Raw genomic sequence first — 18,184 nt, 5'->3', positions numbered from 1 at the left:
CTCTCAGAAATCCTGGCCGTGCTTTTCGGCAGTCTTGTCATCGTCCGCCATCCGGTATCGGACCAGCATCTGGCTACGTGACAGGAATGACTTGCTCGCCGGGCCCGCGAGCAGGGCAGCATGTATCACATTTGACCGGGTCAGTGCCAAATCCAATTCTACCGATTTCAGTGCGGTGACGACGGGAATCTGCGGCTTGGCGCCGCGATTTCCGGCATTTTGACGTGCCAGCGTGTCCAATTTGCGGATTCCGTCCGCGGCCCCGTCGCTGGCATGGATCAGGACCTCGACCGTGCCTTCCTTGAGGGCGCTTTCGACCTTGCCGAAGCCAGTCACGATCTGGCGGGCCTTGGCGGCGATCCCAAGGGCTTCCGTCACGCTCCGAACCAGGAGCGCCTCGATGTCGGCAGGAAGCGTCTGTGGGGGGCGCAGCTCGCGCTTGAAGGCCTTGCTAAATTGGTGACGCCGCACCGCTTCCGCAACCACCCCGCGGGAGGCCGTGAGCCACATGCCGCGTCCGGGCAGCTTGCGCTTGAGATCTGGAACTACGTCGCCCTGCGGGGAAATGACGAAGCGGATCAGCTCGTCGATCGGCCGGACCTGCCGGCTGACAGCGCACATCCGCATGGTCGCGGACCTTTCGGTCCGCGGTCCATTGTCGAGTTCGCTGTCAGTATTGGCGAGCATCCGGGCGACATCCTCCTTCGCCTTCTAAGTCGCGTGTTCTCTAAGCAAAACCGGCCTCCACTTTTGCTGAATACGCCTCAAGCCGGCTGATCTTCGGTCGCCTCAGCCTCTTCGGCGGGCTTGGCGAGGTCGGCCTCGGTGATCCAGCCGGCCTTGACGCGGGCCTGCATGATCATCGCTTCGGCATCGTCGCGGGAGATATCGATTCCATCGAGGGCGCCCGGGAATTTGGTCTGCTCTCCGCCTTCCTTGCGCTCGGTCCAGCCGACCAGATCGTCAGTGGCGCAACCGGCGAGGTCTTCGACCGTCTTGATGTCGTTCTCGCCGAACTTCACCAGCATCTTGGAGGTGACGCCGGGCACGTCCCTGACCGCGTCCTCGACACCGAGCTCCTTGCGCCTGGCCTCGATCTCGGCTTCCTGCTGATCGAGATATTCGCGGGCACGGTTCTGGAGTTCCTGCGCGGTCTCCTCGTCGAAACCCTCGATGCCGGCGAGTTCCTTGAGGTCCACCATGGCGACTTCCTCGACCGCGGTGAAGCCTTCGGACGCGAGCAGCTGGCCGACAACCTCGTCGACATTGAGCGATTCCATGAAGACGCGGGTGGAGTTCTCGAAGCCGGCCTGACGGCGTTCCGATTCCTCCTGCTCGGTCAGGATGTCGATGTCCCAGCCGGTGAGCTGCGAGGCCAGACGCACGTTCTGGCCGCGGCGGCCGATCGCCAGCGAAAGCTGGTTGTTGGTGTCGGGCACGACGACCTCGATGCGCTCGCGGTCTTCGTCGATGACGACCTTGGACACTTCGGCCGGCGCCAGCGCGTTGACCACGAAGGTCGCGATATCAGGCGACCAGGGGATGATGTCGATCTTCTCGCCCTGCAATTCGTTCACCACGGCCTGCACGCGCGAGCCGCGCATGCCGACGCAGGCGCCGACCGGATCGACCGAGGAATCGCGGGAAATCACGCCGATTTTGGCGCGCGAGCCCGGATCGCGGGCCACCGCCTTGATCTCGACGATGCCGTCATAGATCTCCGGCACTTCCTGCGCGAACAGCTTCGCCATGAACTGCGGATGGGTGCGGGAGAGGAAGATCTGCGGGCCTCTCGTCTCGCGGCGGACGTCGAAGATGTAGGCCCGGACACGGTCGCCGTTGCGGAACACTTCGCGCGGCAGCATCTCGTCGCGGCGGATGATGGCTTCGCCGCGGCCGAGATCGACGATCACGCTGCCATATTCGACGCGCTTGACGACGCCGTTGACGATGTCGCCGATGCGGTCCTTGAATTCCTGGTATTGCCGGTCGCGCTCGGCCTCGCGCACTTTCTGCACGATGACCTGCTTGGCCGACTGCGCGGCGATGCGGCCATATTCCAGCGGCGGCAGGGTGTCAGCGATGGTATCGCCGACCTGGGCGCCGGGATTGGCGCGCTGCGCGTCGACCAGCGAGATCTGGTTGGAATGGTTTTCGACCTTCTCGACCACCAGCATATGGCGCGACAGCCGCAGCTCGCCCTTCTTCGGATCGATCTCGGCGTGAACGTCAGTCTCGCTGCCGTAACGGGCGCGCGCGGCCTTGGCGATGGCGTCTTCCATCGCCGCGATGACGATGCCGCGGTCGATCGATTTCTCGCGCGCAACGGCGTCGGCGATCTGGAGCAATTCAAGTCGATTGGCGCTGACTGCCATGGCTAGTCTCCTTCGTCAGGCTCGATCTCGCCCCGTCGCGCACGTTCGGCGGCCAGGCGATGCTTCTTTGTATTGGTCGGGGCCGGCTTCTTCTTCGGCTTGGTGTTCTTGGTGGTCTTCGCGCTGATCTCCGCGTGCGGGGCAGCCGGCGGCTCCAGGCCGAGATCCCTGCGCATCTTGCGCTCCTCGGCCTTGCCGCGGCGCATCGATTCCGCAATCAGCTCGTCGGTCAGCACCAGCCGGGCCTCGCCGATGTCCTCCATGGTCAGGAGCACGTCGGGATCATCGCCCGCCTTGACGTCGTCGCGACGCAGATGCACGCGGTCGCCTTCGACGGCGCCGAGCATGCCGCGGAACCGCTTACGTCCTTCATGGGCGACGGCCATCTCGATCTTCACCAGATGGCCGGAATAGCGCTCGAAATCGGAGCGGCGCACCAGCGGACGGTCGATCCCCGGCGAGGAAATTTCCAGCCGATAGGCGCGATCGATCGGGTCGGCGACATCGAGCACGGGCGACAGCGCCCGCGAGATCGCCTCGCAATCTTCGAGCTGCATCGAGCCGTCCGGCCGCTCGGCCATGATCTGCACGGTGCAGCCGGCTTCGCCGGAAATGCGGATTCGCACCAGGCGGTAGCCCATGCCCTCGAGCACCGGCGCTGCGACCGCGGACACCCGTGCCGCCACGCCCGGCTCGACCACGAGTCTCGGCTCGGCCAGCAATTCGGCGTCCGTGGAACCAGGGTTCGGTTCGGTCATGTCCAGGATCAGGCGCTCGATGGTTAAGGCTTGGTTAAGATCTCAAAGCCCGCTTCGGAACTTCCCCGACACGCGTCGGGCCGCGCATCTTCCGCCAAGCCGCGTTCAGGTAATAAAAAAGAGCGGGTCCTTTCGGGCCCACTCTCACTACGCGGATCGTATGAGAAGATGAATTGGCGCTGATATAGCGCTTTTGATCCGCCCGGACAAGGCCCATCGCGGGTCAAACGAGGCTTTTTGCGCCCGATTCGCGGCGTCCCGGGCCTAACGCTTCCTTCACCTGGGGAGGCTAAATTCCATGATTGTGGGGCGGCTTGGACCAAGGGCGCACCCGCGGCGTGCCCTGCTCGAGTTGCGTTTTCATGACCGTTGCCACGTCGCTCATTCCCGGACTGGACGATATCGTCAAACGCGGCGATCCGCGGCGGCGCGGCGAGATTGCGCGCGCCATCTCCGAATTGTTCTTTCAGGGTGCCGCCAATCTTCGTCCCGAGCTCATCGATCTCTTCGACAATCTCCTGATCGATCTCGTGCCGCATGCCGAGCTTGCCTCGCGCGCCGACCTGGCCGAGCGCTTCTCGCACCTGAACAACGCGCCGCCGCATCTGGTCAATCAACTCGCGCGCGAAAACGAGATTATGGTGGCCGGCCCCGTGCTGCGCCGCTCGCCCGTGCTCGATGACGCCGCTCTGGTCGAGATCGCGAGGCTGAAGGGCCAGGGTCATCTGCTGGCGATGACGGAGCGCCCGGCATTGTCCGCCGGAATCACCGACGTGCTGATCGAGCGCGGCGATCGCGACGTCGTACGCCGCGCCGCCGGCAATGCCGGTGCGGTGTTCTCACCGGCCAGCTATTCCGAGATGATCAAGCGCGCGGCGCGGGACGGCGTGCTGACGCTCAAGATCGGCCAGCGCACCGATCTTTCCGGTGAGAACCTGAAGCATCTTCTCGACGGGACACTCGACGTCATCCGCCGCCGCCTCTCCAGCGTGGTCAATCCCGTGCGCCAGGTCGAGATCAAGCGCGCGATGGCGGCGATCGAGGAAGCCGCGCTGCCGCCCGGACCCCGGCGCGATTTCTCGGCGGCCCAGCGCACAGTGCTCTCCTTGCATCGCGGGGGCAATCTTGGCGAGAGCGCGCTGCTCGGCTTCGCCAAGGCGAACAAATACGAGGAATCGATCGCCTCGCTCTCGGCGATGTCCGGTGTTCGCCTCTCGGTTCTCGACCGCCTGATTTCAGGCGACCGCTATGATCCGATTCTCATCGTCGGCCGCGTGCTGAATCTGGGCTGGCCCACGGTGCGTGCGCTCATCCTGCTCTGGTACGGTCCGCATCGCACGCCCGCCGATGCCGACATCGAGGCCGCGCGCGTGAACTTCACGCGCCTGATGCCGACGACCGCCGAACGCGTCGTGAATTTCTGGCGCAACCGGCAGACGATTTAAACTCGCTTGAACCGTAAGTATGCCGCCTTGCGGCCTTCGCGCGCGGCCTTCCGGCCGTAGCGGGTCATGGTGTAGCCCGGCCATGGCTGCCTGAAGTCATCGGCGCGTTCGGCCAGCCAGACGAAGTCCTGCGAGCGCGCAAGATGCGAGAGCGTCCAGGCGCAATAATCGTCGATATCGCAGACGAAGCGGAATTCGCCGCCGCTCCTTAGCACGCGCGCCATCGCGGCGATGGTGCGGTCCTGGACGAAGCGCCGCTTCCAGTGCCGCCGCTTCGGCCAGGGATCGGGATGGATCAGGTCGATCCGCGACAGCGATCCCTTCGGCAGCCAGGCCAGCAGCTCCGCGGCATCGCCCGCGAACAAGCGGATGTTGCCGATGTTGGCGGCCTCGATCTGCGCGAGGATCTTCGCCATGCCGTTGACGTAGGGTTCGCAGCCGATGAAGCCGGTCGTGGGGAATTTCTGTGCCTCGGCCGCAAGATGCTCGCCGCCGCCGAAGCCGATCTCGAGCCGGACATCTTCAGTTGCGGGGCCAAAGATCTCGCGGGCGTCCGTCGGTGTCTCACTGTGGATGTCGAGCGCAAGATGCGGCAGTAGGTGATCGACCAGCTCGGCCTGGTGCTGCCTGAGCTTGTGGCCCTTGCGGCGCCCGAAGAAGGCGCGCTCGCTGTCGTCGCGATCGGGGTCTGATTTGCGCTCGCTCATCGCAGCGTCTGATACAGCCGATGGAGCAGCCGCGCGCGCGGCGCGAGCGACGAGACATAGAGCTGCTCATAATGGGTGTGCGCGCCCTTGCCGTCGACGCCGAGCCCGTCCAGCGTTGCAGTGTGCGGGGCGGTGAAATTGCCGTCCGAGCCTCCGCCGGTGTGGGTGTCGATCAGCTCGAAGCCAATTTCGCTGGCGAGCGTCTTCGCATGCTCGAACAGCGAGGCGCCCGCATTGCTCTTCTCGTAAGGCGGACGGTTGAGCTCGCCCGTGACGGTGACGGCGACGCCCTCGGTTTTCGAGGTCAGAGCGAGAATCTTGCCGACGAACTCGTCTGCATCCTTGAGGCTCAGCACGCGCAGATCGACTTCGGCATAGGCCTCTTCCGGCGTGACGTTGGGGCGCGTGCCGCCGCGCACCACGCCGACATTGACGGAGACGCCACGCTCGAGGTCGTTCATGCCTTCCAGCGCCAGGATGACGTTGGCGAGTTCGCGGACGGCACTGCGGCCGTCCTCGGGCCGCGAGCCGGCATGCGCCGGCACGCCCTTGACGAACACCCGGAAGCGTCCGACGCCCTTGCGTCCGGTGACGATCTTGCCGCCGTCGCGCGCCGGCTCCGTCACCAGCACGTATTTGGCCTTGCGTCCTTCCTGCTCGATGAGCGCGCGCGAGGTCGGGCTGCCGATCTCCTCGTCGGAGGTGAACAGGTGCGTGATGCCGAGCGGCGGTCGATCGGCCGTCGCACACAGCGCGCCAAAGGCGTGATGGGCGATGAAGGCGCCGCCCTTCATGTCGTAGATGCCGGGACCGTAGGCGACGTCGCCTTCGACCTTGAACGGCAGACGCTCGATGAATCCCATGGGATGGACGGTATCGAGGTGGCTCAGCACCAGAATGCCCGGCTGGTCCTGGCCCCAGGTCGAGCGCGCCAGCAGATGATCGCCGCAGCCATCGACGCCGGCGACGCGCTCGAGCGTGACGGGCAGATCGCGGTATTGCTCCGCGACGACCGAGACGAGCTTGTTGACCTGTTCAGGCGCTTCCGTCGGCGTCTCGATCTCGACCCAGCGGCGGATGCCATCGAGAATAGTTTGAGAATCGAACCAATTGGTGCTGACCATGGGTGCATCTGTGCCTTTGAATCGCATCATCGAAGCGGACGCACGTCGAGGCGCGGCCACAAATGACGACATAGGCCAGATTTGACGCGGTCTCAAATCGCCATCGAGACGGCGCGTCAGCGCTTGTCGGGACCTTCGCGAGCCGCAATCTGCTCGACGAGATCGACGATCGAGCGACGCATCTTCGAATCGGTGATTCGCGTGAACGCCTTGGTCAAGGCCAGGCCTTCGGAGGTCGCGAGAAAATCCGATACGTAAGACGGCGAGGCGCCTTCGCTGAAGCCATCCGGCCCCGGCACGCCGCTCGGACCGCCCTCGAACAGAAACGACACCGGCACCTGCAGAATTTCGGCGATCTGCTGGATGCGGCTCGCGCCGACCCGGTTGGTGCCCTTCTCGTATTTCTGGATCTGCTGGAAAGTCAGGCCCAAAGCGTCACCGAGCTTTTCCTGACTCATGCCCAACATGATGCGGCGCATACGCACGCGACTGCCGACATATTTGTCAACAGGGTTGGGCGCTTTCGACATTTCCTCACCCCTCCAAACACCACCTTCAGCGCAATCAACCGGAGTGCCTCAGGTGCAAGCAACGTCAAATCAAACCCTGTTATTGGGAAACATTGCGGAGAAATTTAGCAATGCACCACTGTCTTTTGCAGCCGGTGCAGAATGGGGAGCCTGTGTGCAGTCTGTCAACCGTGGGACTGCGGTTGTCAAAAGTTTCCGGCTACCTCCGCGGCGACGGCGCGATCAGCTCTTCCGCTTGGTGACGCGTCGGCGGACCGCCAGAATCACGGCCAGCGCGACGAGCATGGCTGCGGGCGCATCGCCCACCCGCGCATAGACGGTGGGCGGGATCGCGGCGGGCAGGTTTGCGTCCAATATGCCTTCGATTCCAAGACCGAGGCTTGCGACGGTGCGGCCCACCGGATCGATCACCGCGGAGATCCCGGTATTGGCGGAGCGGACCAGCGGCAATCCGAGTTCGATCGCGCGCATCCGCGCCTGCTCCAGATGCTGATAGGGGCCGGTCGAGATGCCGAACCAACCGTCATTGGTGAGGTTCACGATCCAGCCCGGACGCTCGTTGCGACCGGCCACTTCACCGGGAAAGATGGCTTCGTAACAGATCAGCGGTAGCGCGGCCGGTGCGCCGGGTACTGGCAGCGCATGCCGTACCGTGCCGGGAATGAAGCCGCCGCGCACACGCGTCAATTGCTCGAATCCGAGCGTCTCCATCAACGTCTGGTACGGCAGAAATTCGCCGAACGGCACCAGATGCAACTTGTCGTACACGGCCAGTATGCTGCCGTCGTGGTCGATCACGTAGATCGAATTGTAGGCGCGGGTGATCGGCGTGCCCCGCGGTAGGTCAGGCGCGCGGACCGAACCCGTGATCAGCACGGTGCCTTTCGGCAGAAGCTCGGCGATTTGCGCCATCGCGTCGGCTTCGCGGGTCAGGAAGAACGGAAAGGCGGATTCCGGCCAGATCAGGATGGTGGCATCGCGCACGCCGGTCGATCGCGGGCCCGAGGCGCGGTCCGACAACGCCAGGTATTTCTTCATCACCTCCGGCTTGGCCGAGTAGTTGAATTTCGCGTCCTGCTGAAGGTTTGGCTGCATCAGGCGCAGCTTGGCGCCTGCGACCATCGTGGTCGGATGCAGCGACAGGCGGATCGCGCCGAAGACGCTCATGACAATCAGGAGCCCGATGGCCGCCGCCGGCGCGCGCCAGGGCAGGCGGCGATCGGGCGTGCGGTCGATCAGCGTCGCGGGGCTCGCGAAGATCGCAACCGTCAGGAACGTCATGCCCCACAGGCCGATCAGCGACGCCGTCTGCGCCAGCGGCAGCGGCTCGGACAGCGCATAGCCGAACGCGTTCCAGGGGAAGCCGGTCAGCGCGTGGCCGCGCACCCATTCGCTGACGGTGAGGCTTGCCGCGAGCGCAAGCACGCGCGTGGCGTTCTTGGTCCAGAGCAGGCGCGCCAGCGCAAAGCCGATGGCCGTGAAGATGGACAGATAGGCCGGCAGGCCGAGGACGGCGAACGGCGTCAGCCAGGCGAACACATCGGCATCGACGAAGAAGGCGTAGCCGATCCAGTAGAGTCCCGGCACGAAATAGCCGAGCCCGAACCAGTAGCCGGTCAACGCCGCGGCGGGGACGCCGCCATATCGTCCGGCGCCGGTGCCGTCGATCAGCCAGACCAGCACTGGAAAGGTGATGAACAGCACTGGAAAAAAATTGAATGGCGCCAGTGCCAGCACCGACAGCGCTCCGCACGCCATGGCGATCACGGCGCGCTTCCATCCCCAGGCGAGGATGATGGCAAGCGCGATCTGCCGAAGTCGCTGGAACGGACTCACTGTTGGCCGGTCCCGTCGCTCGGCGGCGGGCTGGGCGTGTCGCCGGCCTGCGGCTGGCTGCCATCCGGCGCGGCCTCGCGGCGGCTTCTCTCGCGCTGGGTCCGCGGCGCGGGACGCTCCTTCCGCGTCGAGATGCGCAGCCGCTTGACGCGGCGCGGATCGGCATCGAGCACTTCGACCTCGTAAGTGCCGGGGCCCGAGATCACCTCGCCGCGCACCGGCAGGCGCCCGACGAAGCTGACGAGATAACCGCCCAGCGTCTCCACCTCCTCGCCGGCTTCGCCGGTGACGAAATCCTCTCCGATCACCGAGCGGACGTCGTCGAGGCTGGCGCGCGCGTCGGCGATGAAGGCGTTGTCGGGCAGGCGCACGATCGAGGGCGGCTCGTCGCTGTCGTGCTCGTCATCGATCTCGCCGACGATCTGCTCGACGATGTCCTCGAGCGAAACCAGCCCGTCGCTACCGCCATATTCGTCGACCACCAGCGCGAGGTGAATGCGCGTGGCCTGCATCTGCGCGAGCAGGTCGATCGCGCGCATCGACGGCGGCACGTAGAGCAGCTTGCGGATGATGCGCGCTTCCTCGAGCGGCAGCGCGAGATCGACGGCGCGCAGGTCGAGCCCGGCCGGCAGCGGCTTCTTGCGCTTGGTCTTGGTGGTTTCCGACGCGCGGGCGCGCGCGGTCATGAAGGCGAGCAGGTCGCGGATGTGGACGATGCCGACGGGATCGTCGAGCGTCTCGTTGTAGACCACGAGGCGCGAATGGCCGGCGCTCTCGAAGCGGTCCATCAACTCGCCGAGCGGGATATCGCGCTTCACCGCGACGACGTCGGCGCGATGCACCATGACGTCGGCGATGCGGCGCTCGTGCAGGCCGAGGATGTTGCGCAGCATGGTGCGCTCGACCGCCGAGAAGCCGGAATCGCCAGGCGTCGTCGCATCGAGCACGACCTGGAGGTCGTCGCGCACCGATCCCGCCTTCCAGCCGAACAGCGTGCGGATGGCGCGCAACAGCCAGCCGTCGGCGGTCGGGCGCATCACCTCGCCTGGCGTCACCACGGCCGGAAGATTGGCCGTGTTGCGCGGGTTGTCGTGGATCGGGTCGGAATCGGGCATCTCAGTGCGTCCCCGCGCGGTCTGCATAGGGATCGGGGATTCCAAGGTGAGCCAGGATCTGGGTCTCCAGCGCTTCCATCTCCTCGGCGTCGCCGTCGTTCTCGTGGTCGTAGCCGACCAGGTGCAGGAAGCCATGCACGGCGAGATGGCTCAAATGGTGGTCGAACGGCTTTTGTTCCTCGTCCGCCTCGCGCCGCATGGTCTCGTAGGCGATCGCGATGTCGCCGAGCATGCGCGGCGCATCGCCCGGCTTCCACTCGCCTTCCGGCTGGAGCGCGGGAAACGATAGCACGTTGGTAGGCTTGTCGATGCCCCGCCAGTTGCTGTTGAGGGTGCGGATGCCGGCGTCATCGGTCAGCATGACAGCCACTTCCGCGTCGGCAACGTCTTCGTCGACGCTTTCGGCGGCGGCCGCGACCGCGCGCTGGATCACGGCTTCGGAATCGGGTTCGCGCTGCCAGCAATCGGCGACGACGAGGACTTCGGTCATGGGAAGGTTGGGATGGGACATTGTGTTGTCTGGGACGAAAAGGCGCCGTGTCCGCGCCCTCCGGGGTCCAGCTGTTGCCTCGTCAGGATTGGCCGGTGGCCGGCCGCTGCGGCGAACCTTCGTAGGCGGCGACGATTCGCGCCACGAGTTCGTGGCGGATCACGTCCTCGGCTTTGAAATGAACTTGGGCAATGCCCTCGACGCCGTTCAACAGGCGGGTCGCTTCGGCGAGGCCCGAGGTCTGGCCGTTCGGCAGGTCGATCTGTGAGGGATCGCCTGTGATGATCATGCGGCTGTTCTCGCCGAGACGGGTCAGGAACATCTTCATCTGCATCGAGGTGGTGTTCTGCGCCTCGTCCAGGATGATGGCGGCGTTGGTGAGCGTCCGACCGCGCATGAAGGCGAGCGGCGCGATCTCGATCTCGCCGGTCTGCAGCGCGCGCTCGACGATGCGCGCATCCATGAGGTCGTAGAGCGCGTCGTAGATCGGGCGAAGATAAGGATCGACCTTCTCGCGGAGATCGCCGGGCAGGAAGCCGAGCCGCTCGCCGGCCTCCACCGCCGGGCGCGACAGGATGATCTTGTCGACCTCCTTGCGCTCGAACAGCTGCGCGGCATGAGCAACTGCGAGCCAGGTCTTGCCGGTGCCGGCCGGGCCGATGCCGAATACCAGCTCGTGGCGCTTCAGCGCGCGGATGTAGGAGTCCTGCGCGGCGGTGCGCGCGCGCACCGGGCGCTTGCGCAAGTTGATGCTGTCGAAGGCCGATTTGGCGGATTTGGCGTCGAACTCGAACAGCGAGCCCTGGGCGATCACGGCGCGGATCGCGCCTTCGACCTCGCCCTGGTCGAGATCCTGTCCCTTCACGGCTTGCGCGTAGAGCATCTCCAGCACGCGGCGCGCGGCGTCGCAGCCGTCGCGCGTGCCGCCGATCGTGATGTGGTTGCCCTTGGAATCGACGACGACGCCAAGCCGCCGCTCGACCTGCGCCAAATGCTGGCCGTAGGGGCCGACCAGTGCCGAAGCGGCGCGATTGTCGTCGAAGTCGATGACGACCTGGGTCTCGGGCGGAACTTGCATGTCGCGGTCAAATTTGCGGGGAGCGAACGAAGACGAATCCGATGCGCTTTTTGGCAAGGGTTCAGGCTCCAATGGCTTGCGATAAAGCGGGCTCGCGCCCGTCGCGCGGTGTGGCGAGCTCGCCGAGAAAACTGTAGCGCTCGAGGCTGTCGATCCGCACAGGCAGGATCTGTCCGATGATGTCGGGCGAGGCCATCACATGGGCGGGCTGGAGGAAGGCGGTGCGGCCGACGATCTGGCCGTCCTTGCGCGCCGGTCGTTCGAACAGCACGTCGACCGTTGAGCCAATCGCCGCCTTGTTGAAGGCCGATTGCTGGCTGTCGATCAGTTCCTGGAGCCGCTCCAATCGCTGGTCCATCTCGGCGGGGGACACCGTCTCCTGCATGTCCGCGGCCGGCGTTCCCGGCCGGGCGGAATATTTGAACGAATAAGCCGCAGCGTAGCCGATTTGCGTGACAAGCGCGAGGGTGGCGAGAAAATCTTGCTCGCTCTCGCCGGGGAAACCGACAATAAAATCTGATGAAAAAGCAATGTCTTGGCGTGCGGTGCGGAAACGGTCGATGACCCGGCGGTAATCATCAGCGGTATGTTTCCGGTTCATCGCCGCCAGAATCCGGTCCGAGCCCGACTGCACCGGCAGGTGCACGAACGGCATCAGGGCACCGAGATCGCGATGGGCTGCGATCAGGCTGTCGTCGACGTCGCGGGGATGGCTGGTCGAATAGCGCAGCCGCGCGATGCCGGGAATCGTCGCCAGATGTTCGAGCAATCGGCCGAGCGGCCAGGTTTTCCCGTCCGGCCCCTCGCCGTGATAGGCGTTGACGTTCTGCCCGATCAGCGTGAGCTCGCGCACGCCGTTGTCGGCGAGCCGCTTCACGTCGTCGACGATCTTCGCGACAGGGCGCGAGACTTCCGAGCCCCGCGTGTACGGCACGACGCAGAAGGTGCAGAACTTGTCGCAACCTTCCTGCACGGTGACGAAAGCGGAAATGCCGCGCGCGCGGATGGCGTCAGGCTTGGGCTGGGCGAGGAAGCCGAACTTGTCGGCCGCCGGAAATTCGGTCTCGATCGCGCGGCCTTCGTTCCCGGCGCGCTTCAAGAGCTTCGGCAGATGATGATAGCTCTGCGGCCCCACCACGACGTCCACGACAGGCGCGCGGCGCACGATCTCCTCACCCTCGGCCTGCGCCACGCAGCCGGCGACCGCGATCTGCATCGCGCGGCCCCCGCGCGCGGCCTCGTCCTTGGCGACGCGCAGGCGGCCGAGCTCGGAATAGACCTTCTCGGAAGCCTTCTCGCGAATATGGCAGGTGTTGAGGATGACGAGGTCGGCGTCCTCGGCGCTGGCCGTCTCCACGAATCCCTCTGGAGCCAGCGTGTCCACCATGCGCTGGGCATCGTAGACGTTCATCTGGCAGCCATATGATTTGATGTGCAGCTTGCGCGGCGGCGTCATGGAACCCGAAAATGGCGGTGGAGGACGGCCATCAAATAGAGGCTGGAGAGGCGAAAATCCAGCGAGTAGCCCCAAAACGGTCATTCCGGGGAGCAGCAAAGCGGCGAACCGGGAATCTCGAGCCAAAAACCTCTGATTTCGGGTTCACGCGCGCCGCGCGTGCCCCGGAATGACTGCGAGGGGCGAAGATCAGCCCGCCAGGGCGTCCGCCCCGACCCGCCGGACCAGCTCCGGCAATCGATGCATGTCGGCAAAGACCAGGTCGGCGCCGGCCTCGCGCAGCGTTTCGGCATAGCCGTCGCGGCAATGGCTGCCCCCGTAAAAGCCGAACACGGTCATGCCGGCGGCCCGCGCGCCGGCAATCCCGGCCAAGCTGTCCTCGATCACGACGCAGCGCTGGGGTGGCACGCCCATTTCGTTTGCCGCGAACAGGAACAGGTCCGGCGCCGGCTTGCCGTTCGTCACCTGTGAGGCTGAGAAGATATTTGGCGCGAGGCGCTCGTAGAGGCCGGTGCTCCCGAGGCTCACCTGCATCCGCTGATGCGAGCCGCTCGAGGCGACGCAGACGCGTTGAGGCACCACGTCGAGCACCTCATGGATGCCGCGGATCGCTTCGAGGTCGGCCTCGAACGAGCGGAACAGCTCGTCCTGCAGATCGCCGTGATAGGCTTCAGGCAGTTTTCGGCCGAGTTCGGATTCGATTTCGAGATTGGCCTGCCGCGTCGAGCGGCCGAGGAAGCGCGCGAACACCTGCTCCGAGGTGATCGGATAGCCGTGCCGCGTCAGCACATCGGCATGGGCGCGGCAGGAGATCACCTCGCTGTCCACGAGCACGCCGTCGCAATCGAAGATGATGAGATCGACCGGCACTTAGTTGGTGGGCTTGTCGTCGTCGAGCGGGACGCAATAGAGTTCAAGCCGGTGGTCGACCAGCTTGTAGCCGAGCTTGCGGGCGATCTCCGCCTGCAGCTTCTCGATCTCCTCGGAGGTGAACTCGATCACCTTGCCGTCGCGCAGATTGATGAGGTGGTCGTGATGGCTGTCGCGCATCTGCTCGTAGCGTGCACGACCCTCGCGGAAATCATGGCGCTCGATGATGCCGGCGTCCTCGAACAGCTTGACGGTGCGATAGACAGTCGAGATCGAGATCTTGTCGTCGACGGCGACGCAGCGCCGGTACAGTTCCTCGACATCGGGGTGATCGATCGCCTCCGCAAGCACGCGGGCGATGACACGGCGCTGCTCGGTCATGCGCATGCCAGTGGCGGCACAGCGCGCCTCGATGCCGGACGCCTTGGATGCGGAAGAAGGTTTCAGTGCGGTCATTGTTTGTCTGCCTGGCGGGGGCGCTTTCTGCCACCAATGTTACGACAAGTCACGTCGCATCAGAAGGGCGTTCAATTGTTCCCCGTTCGGCTGCTTATAATAGCGTTCGCGGCGCCCGACCACCATGAATCCGCACCCGGCGTAGAGCCGCCGCGCCGGCTGGTTGTTTTCCTCGACCTCGAGAAATATTGTGCGGACGCCGCGCCCCGCGAGGTGGCCGAGATGGGTCATCAGCAGCGTGCGGGAGAGGCCACGGCCGCGATAGGCCTCGTCCACCGCGATCGAGAGGATTTCCGCTTCGTCCGCACCGATCCGGGACACCGCGAAGCCGATGATCCTGCGTCCCAGGCGCAAGCGGTGCACCAGCGTGTTGCGCTCACTGAGCATAGTCTCGAATTCGCCTTCGCCCCAGCCATGTGCGAAGGAGGTGCCGTGCAGCTGCGCCAGGCGCGCGGCGTCGCGCGCGGAGGCTGGCTCGACGGCGGCGGTGCCGCCGCGCCACCATTCCGACAGCCATCTCATCATGAGGTTGCGGCTTGTGCTGCGAGCGGCGGAGCTGCGGCGGGCTTGGCGTCGGGTGCCTTCAGGTAGAACGGCCGCGCCGGATTTGTCTCGGGATCGGCCGCAGCGCCGAGCCATGCGACCCAGCCGATATCGGGCGCTGCTTGCGCGTCGACGGCGACCGGCTGCTCGCCATCTTTCGGCCAGCGCTCGGCGAGGATGTTTGCCGCATTGCCGACCAGATGCGGCGCGCCGAACTGCGAGGCGGCGATCGCCTCGTCGATGGAAGCGACGCGCGGCCGCACCAATTGGCTGCCGTCGCCGGCGACGATCTGGAAATAAACGTGGTCGTGCCGCGCGTCGATCGCGGAGATCACGGGCGCCGATTTGCTCTGGCCGACGATTGTGGCGGCATAGGCCGACAAGGTGGTGAGGCCGATCGCCGGCCGCTCGGCCGCGAGCGCAAGGCCGCGCGCCGCCGAAATGCCGACACGCAGGCCGGTGAAACTTCCGGGGCCCACGGTGACCGCGATGCGGTCGAGCGAGGTGAAGGCGAGATCGGCCGCTTGCATGACGCGCGCGATCATCGGCATCAAGGCCTCGGCGTGGCCGCGCTTCATCAGAAGCTGCTCCTGCGCAAGGAGCTCGGCCGTTTCGGTGTCGAGCACGGCGACGGAGCAGGCGTCGAGCGCGGTATCGATGGCGAGGATCAGCATGAAAAAGCGAATGGCGAGTGGCGAATGGCGAATAGTTTAGCGGACCACACGCCTATCCGCCATTCGTCATTCGCTATTTGTTGCCTCTGAGAGCGCTGCATTTCGTAGGGTGGGCAAAGGCGCTCTTGCGCCGTGCCCACCACTTTTGTCGCCGAGAGAGCAGGTGGGCACGCTTCGCTTTGCCCACCCTACGGCAGCTCGCCTACATCGGCCGGACTTCGACCACGTCGGGCACGAAATGCTTGAGCAGGTTCTGGATGCCGTGCTGGAGCGTCGCGGTCGATGACGGGCAGCCGGAGCAGGCGCCCTTCATGTTGAGATAGACGATACCGTCCTTGAACCCGCGGAATGTGATGTCGCCGCCGTCGTTGGCGACCGCCGGCCGCACGCGGGTCTCGATCAGATCCTTGATCATGTCGACCGTCTCGGCGTCGGCCTCGTCGAAGAACTCGTCCTCGTCGTCCAGATCAGCATCATCGGCAGCCGCGCCGTCCGCGAGCAGCGGCGCGCCGGACATGTAGTGCTCCATGATGGCACCGAGGATCGCGGGCTTGAGCTGCTGCCATTCGCCGCTCGCCTTGGTCACGGTGATGAAATCCGATCCATAGAACACGCCGGTGACGCCGGGCACCTCGAACAGCTTTTCGGCCAGCGGCGAGCGGCCTGCGGCTTCGCGGCTCGAAAATTCCATCGGGCTGCCGTCGACCACGACGCGGCCGGGAATGAACTTCAGCGTGGCGGGATTGGGGGTGGCTTCGGTTTGAATGAACATGGTTTTCTCCAGACGTCGCCGGTTCAAGGCCGGCGCGTGCTCCATTCCCTAGCAGATGGCGACGGCGAACGCACGATCAAGGGGAAGGTACGATATTAGTCCACGAATTCAGAGGGTTGGCTCCGCTTTACCCTCTCCTGGAGGGCCGCAAGGGGGGAGGGTAAGAGGCACCGCCGCTACGACAGCGAATCCACGCTTTGGTCGCTGAGCGCGCCGGAAATGATGGTCACGGGAATCGGGAACGTCCCCACCGCGTGCGCGAGCAGTGCGACCAGCGGCCCTGGCCCCTCCGCGCCGGGATTGGCGGCGAGCACCAGCATTGCGATGTCGGGGTCCTCGTCGATCACGGCGAGCAATTGTTCCATCGGCGCGCCCTCGCGGATCACCCGCTCCGGGGTGATCGCGGCGATGCCGTTGGCACGGCCCGCGGCGCGGTCGAGCGCGGCCTCCGCCGCTTCCTGCGCCTCGGCGCGCATGATGTCGGCGACCCCCAGCCATTCCTGGCTCTGCTGCTCGGGCTCGATGATACGCAGCATCACCACGCCGCCACCGGCGCGGATCGCCCAGCGGCTGGCATAATAGACCGCGCGATCCCATTCGGCGGTGTCATCGACGATGACGAGGCATTTGGGCTTGTGACCCGGCTCGTAGCAAAGTCGCTTGCTGGTCATGCATGTCCCGGAATGTGCAGGGACGGCATGCTGCCACACTCCCGCAAGCTTGGGGAGAGGAGATGCGGGTCGGCGCTCAGGCGCCGGCCGTCTGCAAAGCGCGATGCAATTAGGATGAATCGCCATCGCGCTTTAGGTCGTTGTTTAAGCATGATCTTTTCGGAAAACCGCTGCGCACTTTTCCGGATCATGCTTCAGCGCCGGTGGATGAAGCCGACGATGTCCTTGGAGAGCTTCATCGTCTCGTCGGCGAGCGCGCGGGCCCGGTCGGAGCCGTCGTTCAGGATCGCGTCGATATGGCCGGGGTCGGCGACGAGACGCTTCATCTCGCCCGCAATCGGCGCCAGCTTGGTGACGCACAGCTCCGCCAGCGCGTTCTTGAAGCTGGAGAACTGGCCGCCTCCGAATTCGCGCAGCACGTCCGCTTTGGAGCGGCCGGAGAGCGCGGCGAAGATGCCGACGAGATTGTCGGCTTCGGGACGCGCTTCGAGGCCCTTCTCCTCGGTCGGCAGCGGTTCCGGGTCGGTCTTCGCCTTACGGATCTTCTGCGCGATGGTGTCGGCGTCGTCGGTCAAATTGATGCGCGAATTGTCCGACGCATCGGACTTCGACATCTTCTTGGTACCGTCGCGCAAGCTCATCACGCGCGTTGCCGGGCCCGTGATCAGCGGCTCCGGCAACGGGAAGAACAGACCGTCATTGGCGCCTTGCGCGCGGATGGAATCGGCGAAGTCGTTGTTGAACTTCTGCGCGATGTCGCGTGAGAGCTCGAGATGCTGCTTCTGGTCCTCGCCAACCGGAACATGGGTGGCGCGGTACAGCAGGATGTCGGCGGCCATCAGCACGGGATAGTCGAACAGCCCGACCGAGGCGTTCTCACGGTCCTTGCCGGCCTTCTCCTTGAACTGGGTCATGCGGCCGAGCCAGCCCATGCGCGCGACGCAATTGAAGATCCAGGCGAGCTCGGCATGGCCCGAGACCTGGCTCTGGTTGAACACGATGTGCTTCTTGGGATCGATGCCGGCTGCGATGAACGCCGCGGTGACCTCGCGGGTGTTGCGCGTGAGCTCGGCCGGACCGCCCCAGACGTCGACGCCTTGCGTGATCGCGTGCATGTCGACGACGCAATAGATGCAGCTGTGGGTTTCCTGCATCTTCACGAAGTTGACGATCGCGCCGAGATAGTTGCCGAGGTGCAGATTGCCCGTCGGCTGGACGCCCGAAAAGACCCGTTCAACGAATGGCATGGTAAGCCTTCCCATAGGTATTCGGCCGTCGTTTCCA

At 65.1% G+C, this 18,184-nt stretch carries 19 protein-coding genes; 1 reads left to right on the top strand and 18 read right to left on the bottom strand.

Annotated elements, in window-relative coordinates; all coding sequences use genetic code 11:
- Positions 1-3 precede the first annotated feature (3 nt).
- From XH84_RS19360 to rimP, 3 genes are all read right to left on the bottom strand, one after another.
- Positions 4-687: an RNA-binding protein gene (locus tag XH84_RS19360; RefSeq protein WP_128922690.1), complete on the bottom strand. Its 684-nt coding sequence runs from the start codon at positions 685-687 to the stop codon at positions 4-6.
- 77 nt (positions 688-764) lie between these two features.
- Entirely contained in the window at positions 765-2,375 is a 1,611-nt protein-coding gene (gene nusA / locus XH84_RS19355; protein WP_128922691.1) for a transcription termination factor NusA, read from the bottom strand.
- Positions 2,376-2,377: 2 nt separating this feature from the next.
- Positions 2,378-3,133, bottom strand: coding sequence for a ribosome maturation factor RimP (rimP, locus tag XH84_RS19350; protein WP_128922692.1), 756 nt, complete (start codon positions 3,131-3,133; stop codon positions 2,378-2,380).
- A 362-nt stretch (positions 3,134-3,495) separates the two neighbouring features.
- On the opposite strand from rimP, the gene XH84_RS19345 reads away from it, so the two are divergent.
- Entirely contained in the window at positions 3,496-4,578 is a 1,083-nt protein-coding gene (locus tag XH84_RS19345; protein WP_128922693.1) for a DUF2336 domain-containing protein, read from the top strand.
- Here the strand turns inward: XH84_RS19345 and trmB are convergent.
- The 15 genes from trmB to trpS form a co-directional block, all read right to left on the bottom strand.
- A complete protein-coding gene (trmB, locus tag XH84_RS19340) occupies positions 4,575-5,285 on the bottom strand; it encodes a tRNA (guanosine(46)-N7)-methyltransferase TrmB (RefSeq protein ID WP_128922694.1) in 711 nt (236 codons plus the stop codon). The genes XH84_RS19345 and trmB overlap by 4 nt on opposite strands.
- Complete coding sequence (locus XH84_RS19335) at positions 5,282-6,439, bottom strand: M20 family metallopeptidase (protein ID WP_128922695.1); 1,158 nt, start codon at positions 6,437-6,439, stop codon at positions 5,282-5,284. The genes trmB and XH84_RS19335 overlap by 4 nt, the downstream gene beginning before the upstream one ends.
- An 86-nt stretch (positions 6,440-6,525) precedes the next feature.
- Positions 6,526-6,939 (bottom strand): helix-turn-helix domain-containing protein, encoded by a 414-nt coding sequence (locus XH84_RS19330; RefSeq protein WP_028133651.1) that lies wholly within the window; start codon positions 6,937-6,939, stop codon positions 6,526-6,528.
- A 222-nt stretch (positions 6,940-7,161) separates the two neighbouring features.
- A complete protein-coding gene (gene lnt, locus XH84_RS19325; RefSeq protein ID WP_128922696.1) occupies positions 7,162-8,775 on the bottom strand; it encodes an apolipoprotein N-acyltransferase in 1,614 nt (537 codons plus the stop codon).
- Positions 8,772-9,890: a hemolysin family protein gene (locus XH84_RS19320; RefSeq protein WP_164936662.1), complete on the bottom strand. Its 1,119-nt coding sequence runs from the start codon at positions 9,888-9,890 to the stop codon at positions 8,772-8,774. The genes lnt and XH84_RS19320 overlap by 4 nt, the downstream gene beginning before the upstream one ends.
- Position 9,891: 1 nt before the next feature.
- Positions 9,892-10,401 carry an rRNA maturation RNase YbeY gene (gene ybeY, locus XH84_RS19315; protein ID WP_128922698.1) on the bottom strand — a complete coding sequence of 170 codons (510 nt, stop codon included), beginning with the start codon at positions 10,399-10,401 and terminating at the stop codon, positions 9,892-9,894.
- Between the two features lie 61 nt (positions 10,402-10,462).
- The gene (locus XH84_RS19310) at positions 10,463-11,458 is read right to left on the bottom strand and encodes a PhoH family protein (RefSeq protein WP_128922699.1); all 996 of its coding nucleotides are present in this window, start codon (positions 11,456-11,458) and stop codon (positions 10,463-10,465) included.
- Between the two features lie 61 nt (positions 11,459-11,519).
- The gene (miaB, locus tag XH84_RS19305) at positions 11,520-12,914 is read right to left on the bottom strand and encodes a tRNA (N6-isopentenyl adenosine(37)-C2)-methylthiotransferase MiaB (RefSeq protein ID WP_128922700.1); all 1,395 of its coding nucleotides are present in this window, start codon (positions 12,912-12,914) and stop codon (positions 11,520-11,522) included.
- Positions 12,915-13,103: 189 nt separating this feature from the next.
- A complete protein-coding gene (locus tag XH84_RS19300) occupies positions 13,104-13,784 on the bottom strand; it encodes an HAD family hydrolase (protein ID WP_128922701.1) in 681 nt (226 codons plus the stop codon).
- The gene (locus tag XH84_RS19295; protein WP_128922702.1) at positions 13,785-14,240 is read right to left on the bottom strand and encodes a Fur family transcriptional regulator; all 456 of its coding nucleotides are present in this window, start codon (positions 14,238-14,240) and stop codon (positions 13,785-13,787) included.
- A 39-nt stretch (positions 14,241-14,279) separates the two neighbouring features.
- A complete protein-coding gene (gene rimI / locus XH84_RS19290; protein WP_128922703.1) occupies positions 14,280-14,765 on the bottom strand; it encodes a ribosomal protein S18-alanine N-acetyltransferase in 486 nt (161 codons plus the stop codon).
- Complete coding sequence (gene tsaB, locus XH84_RS19285) at positions 14,762-15,457, bottom strand: tRNA (adenosine(37)-N6)-threonylcarbamoyltransferase complex dimerization subunit type 1 TsaB (RefSeq protein ID WP_128922704.1); 696 nt, start codon at positions 15,455-15,457, stop codon at positions 14,762-14,764. Before tsaB ends, rimI begins: the two co-directional genes overlap by 4 nt.
- A gap of 202 nt (positions 15,458-15,659) precedes the next feature.
- On the bottom strand, positions 15,660-16,229 hold the full coding sequence (locus XH84_RS19275) for a NifU family protein (protein WP_128922705.1): 570 nt from the start codon (positions 16,227-16,229) through the stop codon (positions 15,660-15,662).
- 176 nt (positions 16,230-16,405) lie between these two features.
- Complete coding sequence (locus tag XH84_RS19270; protein WP_164936663.1) at positions 16,406-16,900, bottom strand: universal stress protein; 495 nt, start codon at positions 16,898-16,900, stop codon at positions 16,406-16,408.
- A gap of 194 nt (positions 16,901-17,094) precedes the next feature.
- The gene (gene trpS, locus XH84_RS19265; protein ID WP_128922707.1) at positions 17,095-18,147 is read right to left on the bottom strand and encodes a tryptophan--tRNA ligase; all 1,053 of its coding nucleotides are present in this window, start codon (positions 18,145-18,147) and stop codon (positions 17,095-17,097) included.
- Positions 18,148-18,184 lie beyond the last annotated feature (37 nt).

Origin of the sequence: Bradyrhizobium nanningense (assembly GCF_004114535.1) — a bacterium.
In the GTDB taxonomy this organism is placed as follows: Bacteria; Pseudomonadota; Alphaproteobacteria; order Rhizobiales; family Xanthobacteraceae; genus Bradyrhizobium; species Bradyrhizobium nanningense.
The sequence above is the reverse complement of the archived record's forward strand: the minus strand, read 5'-3'. Positions and strand labels throughout refer to the sequence as shown.

Excerpts from the sequence above, each read along its gene's own strand:
- XH84_RS19360 (WP_128922690.1), bottom strand. The coding sequence starts at position 687 with ATGCTCGCCAATACTGACAGCGAACTCGACAATGGACCGCGGACCGAA.
- nusA (WP_128922691.1), bottom strand. The coding sequence starts at position 2,375 with ATGGCAGTCAGCGCCAATCGACTTGAATTGCTCCAGATCGCCGACGCC.
- rimP (WP_128922692.1), bottom strand. The coding sequence starts at position 3,133 with ATGACCGAACCGAACCCTGGTTCCACGGACGCCGAATTGCTGGCCGAG.
- XH84_RS19345 (WP_128922693.1), top strand. The coding sequence starts at position 3,496 with ATGACCGTTGCCACGTCGCTCATTCCCGGACTGGACGATATCGTCAAA.
- trmB (WP_128922694.1), bottom strand. The coding sequence starts at position 5,285 with ATGAGCGAGCGCAAATCAGACCCCGATCGCGACGACAGCGAGCGCGCC.
- XH84_RS19335 (WP_128922695.1), bottom strand. The coding sequence starts at position 6,439 with ATGATGCGATTCAAAGGCACAGATGCACCCATGGTCAGCACCAATTGG.
- XH84_RS19330 (WP_028133651.1), bottom strand. The coding sequence starts at position 6,939 with ATGTCGAAAGCGCCCAACCCTGTTGACAAATATGTCGGCAGTCGCGTG.
- XH84_RS19320 (WP_164936662.1), bottom strand. The coding sequence starts at position 9,890 with ATGCCCGATTCCGACCCGATCCACGACAACCCGCGCAACACGGCCAAT.
- ybeY (WP_128922698.1), bottom strand. The coding sequence starts at position 10,401 with ATGTCCCATCCCAACCTTCCCATGACCGAAGTCCTCGTCGTCGCCGAT.
- XH84_RS19310 (WP_128922699.1), bottom strand. The coding sequence starts at position 11,458 with ATGCAAGTTCCGCCCGAGACCCAGGTCGTCATCGACTTCGACGACAAT.
- miaB (WP_128922700.1), bottom strand. The coding sequence starts at position 12,914 with ATGACGCCGCCGCGCAAGCTGCACATCAAATCATATGGCTGCCAGATG.
- XH84_RS19295 (WP_128922702.1), bottom strand. The coding sequence starts at position 14,240 with ATGACCGCACTGAAACCTTCTTCCGCATCCAAGGCGTCCGGCATCGAG.
- rimI (WP_128922703.1), bottom strand. The coding sequence starts at position 14,765 with ATGATGAGATGGCTGTCGGAATGGTGGCGCGGCGGCACCGCCGCCGTC.
- tsaB (WP_128922704.1), bottom strand. The coding sequence starts at position 15,457 with ATGCTGATCCTCGCCATCGATACCGCGCTCGACGCCTGCTCCGTCGCC.
- XH84_RS19275 (WP_128922705.1), bottom strand. The coding sequence starts at position 16,229 with ATGTTCATTCAAACCGAAGCCACCCCCAATCCCGCCACGCTGAAGTTC.
- XH84_RS19270 (WP_164936663.1), bottom strand. The coding sequence starts at position 16,900 with ATGACCAGCAAGCGACTTTGCTACGAGCCGGGTCACAAGCCCAAATGC.
- trpS (WP_128922707.1), bottom strand. The coding sequence starts at position 18,147 with ATGCCATTCGTTGAACGGGTCTTTTCGGGCGTCCAGCCGACGGGCAAT.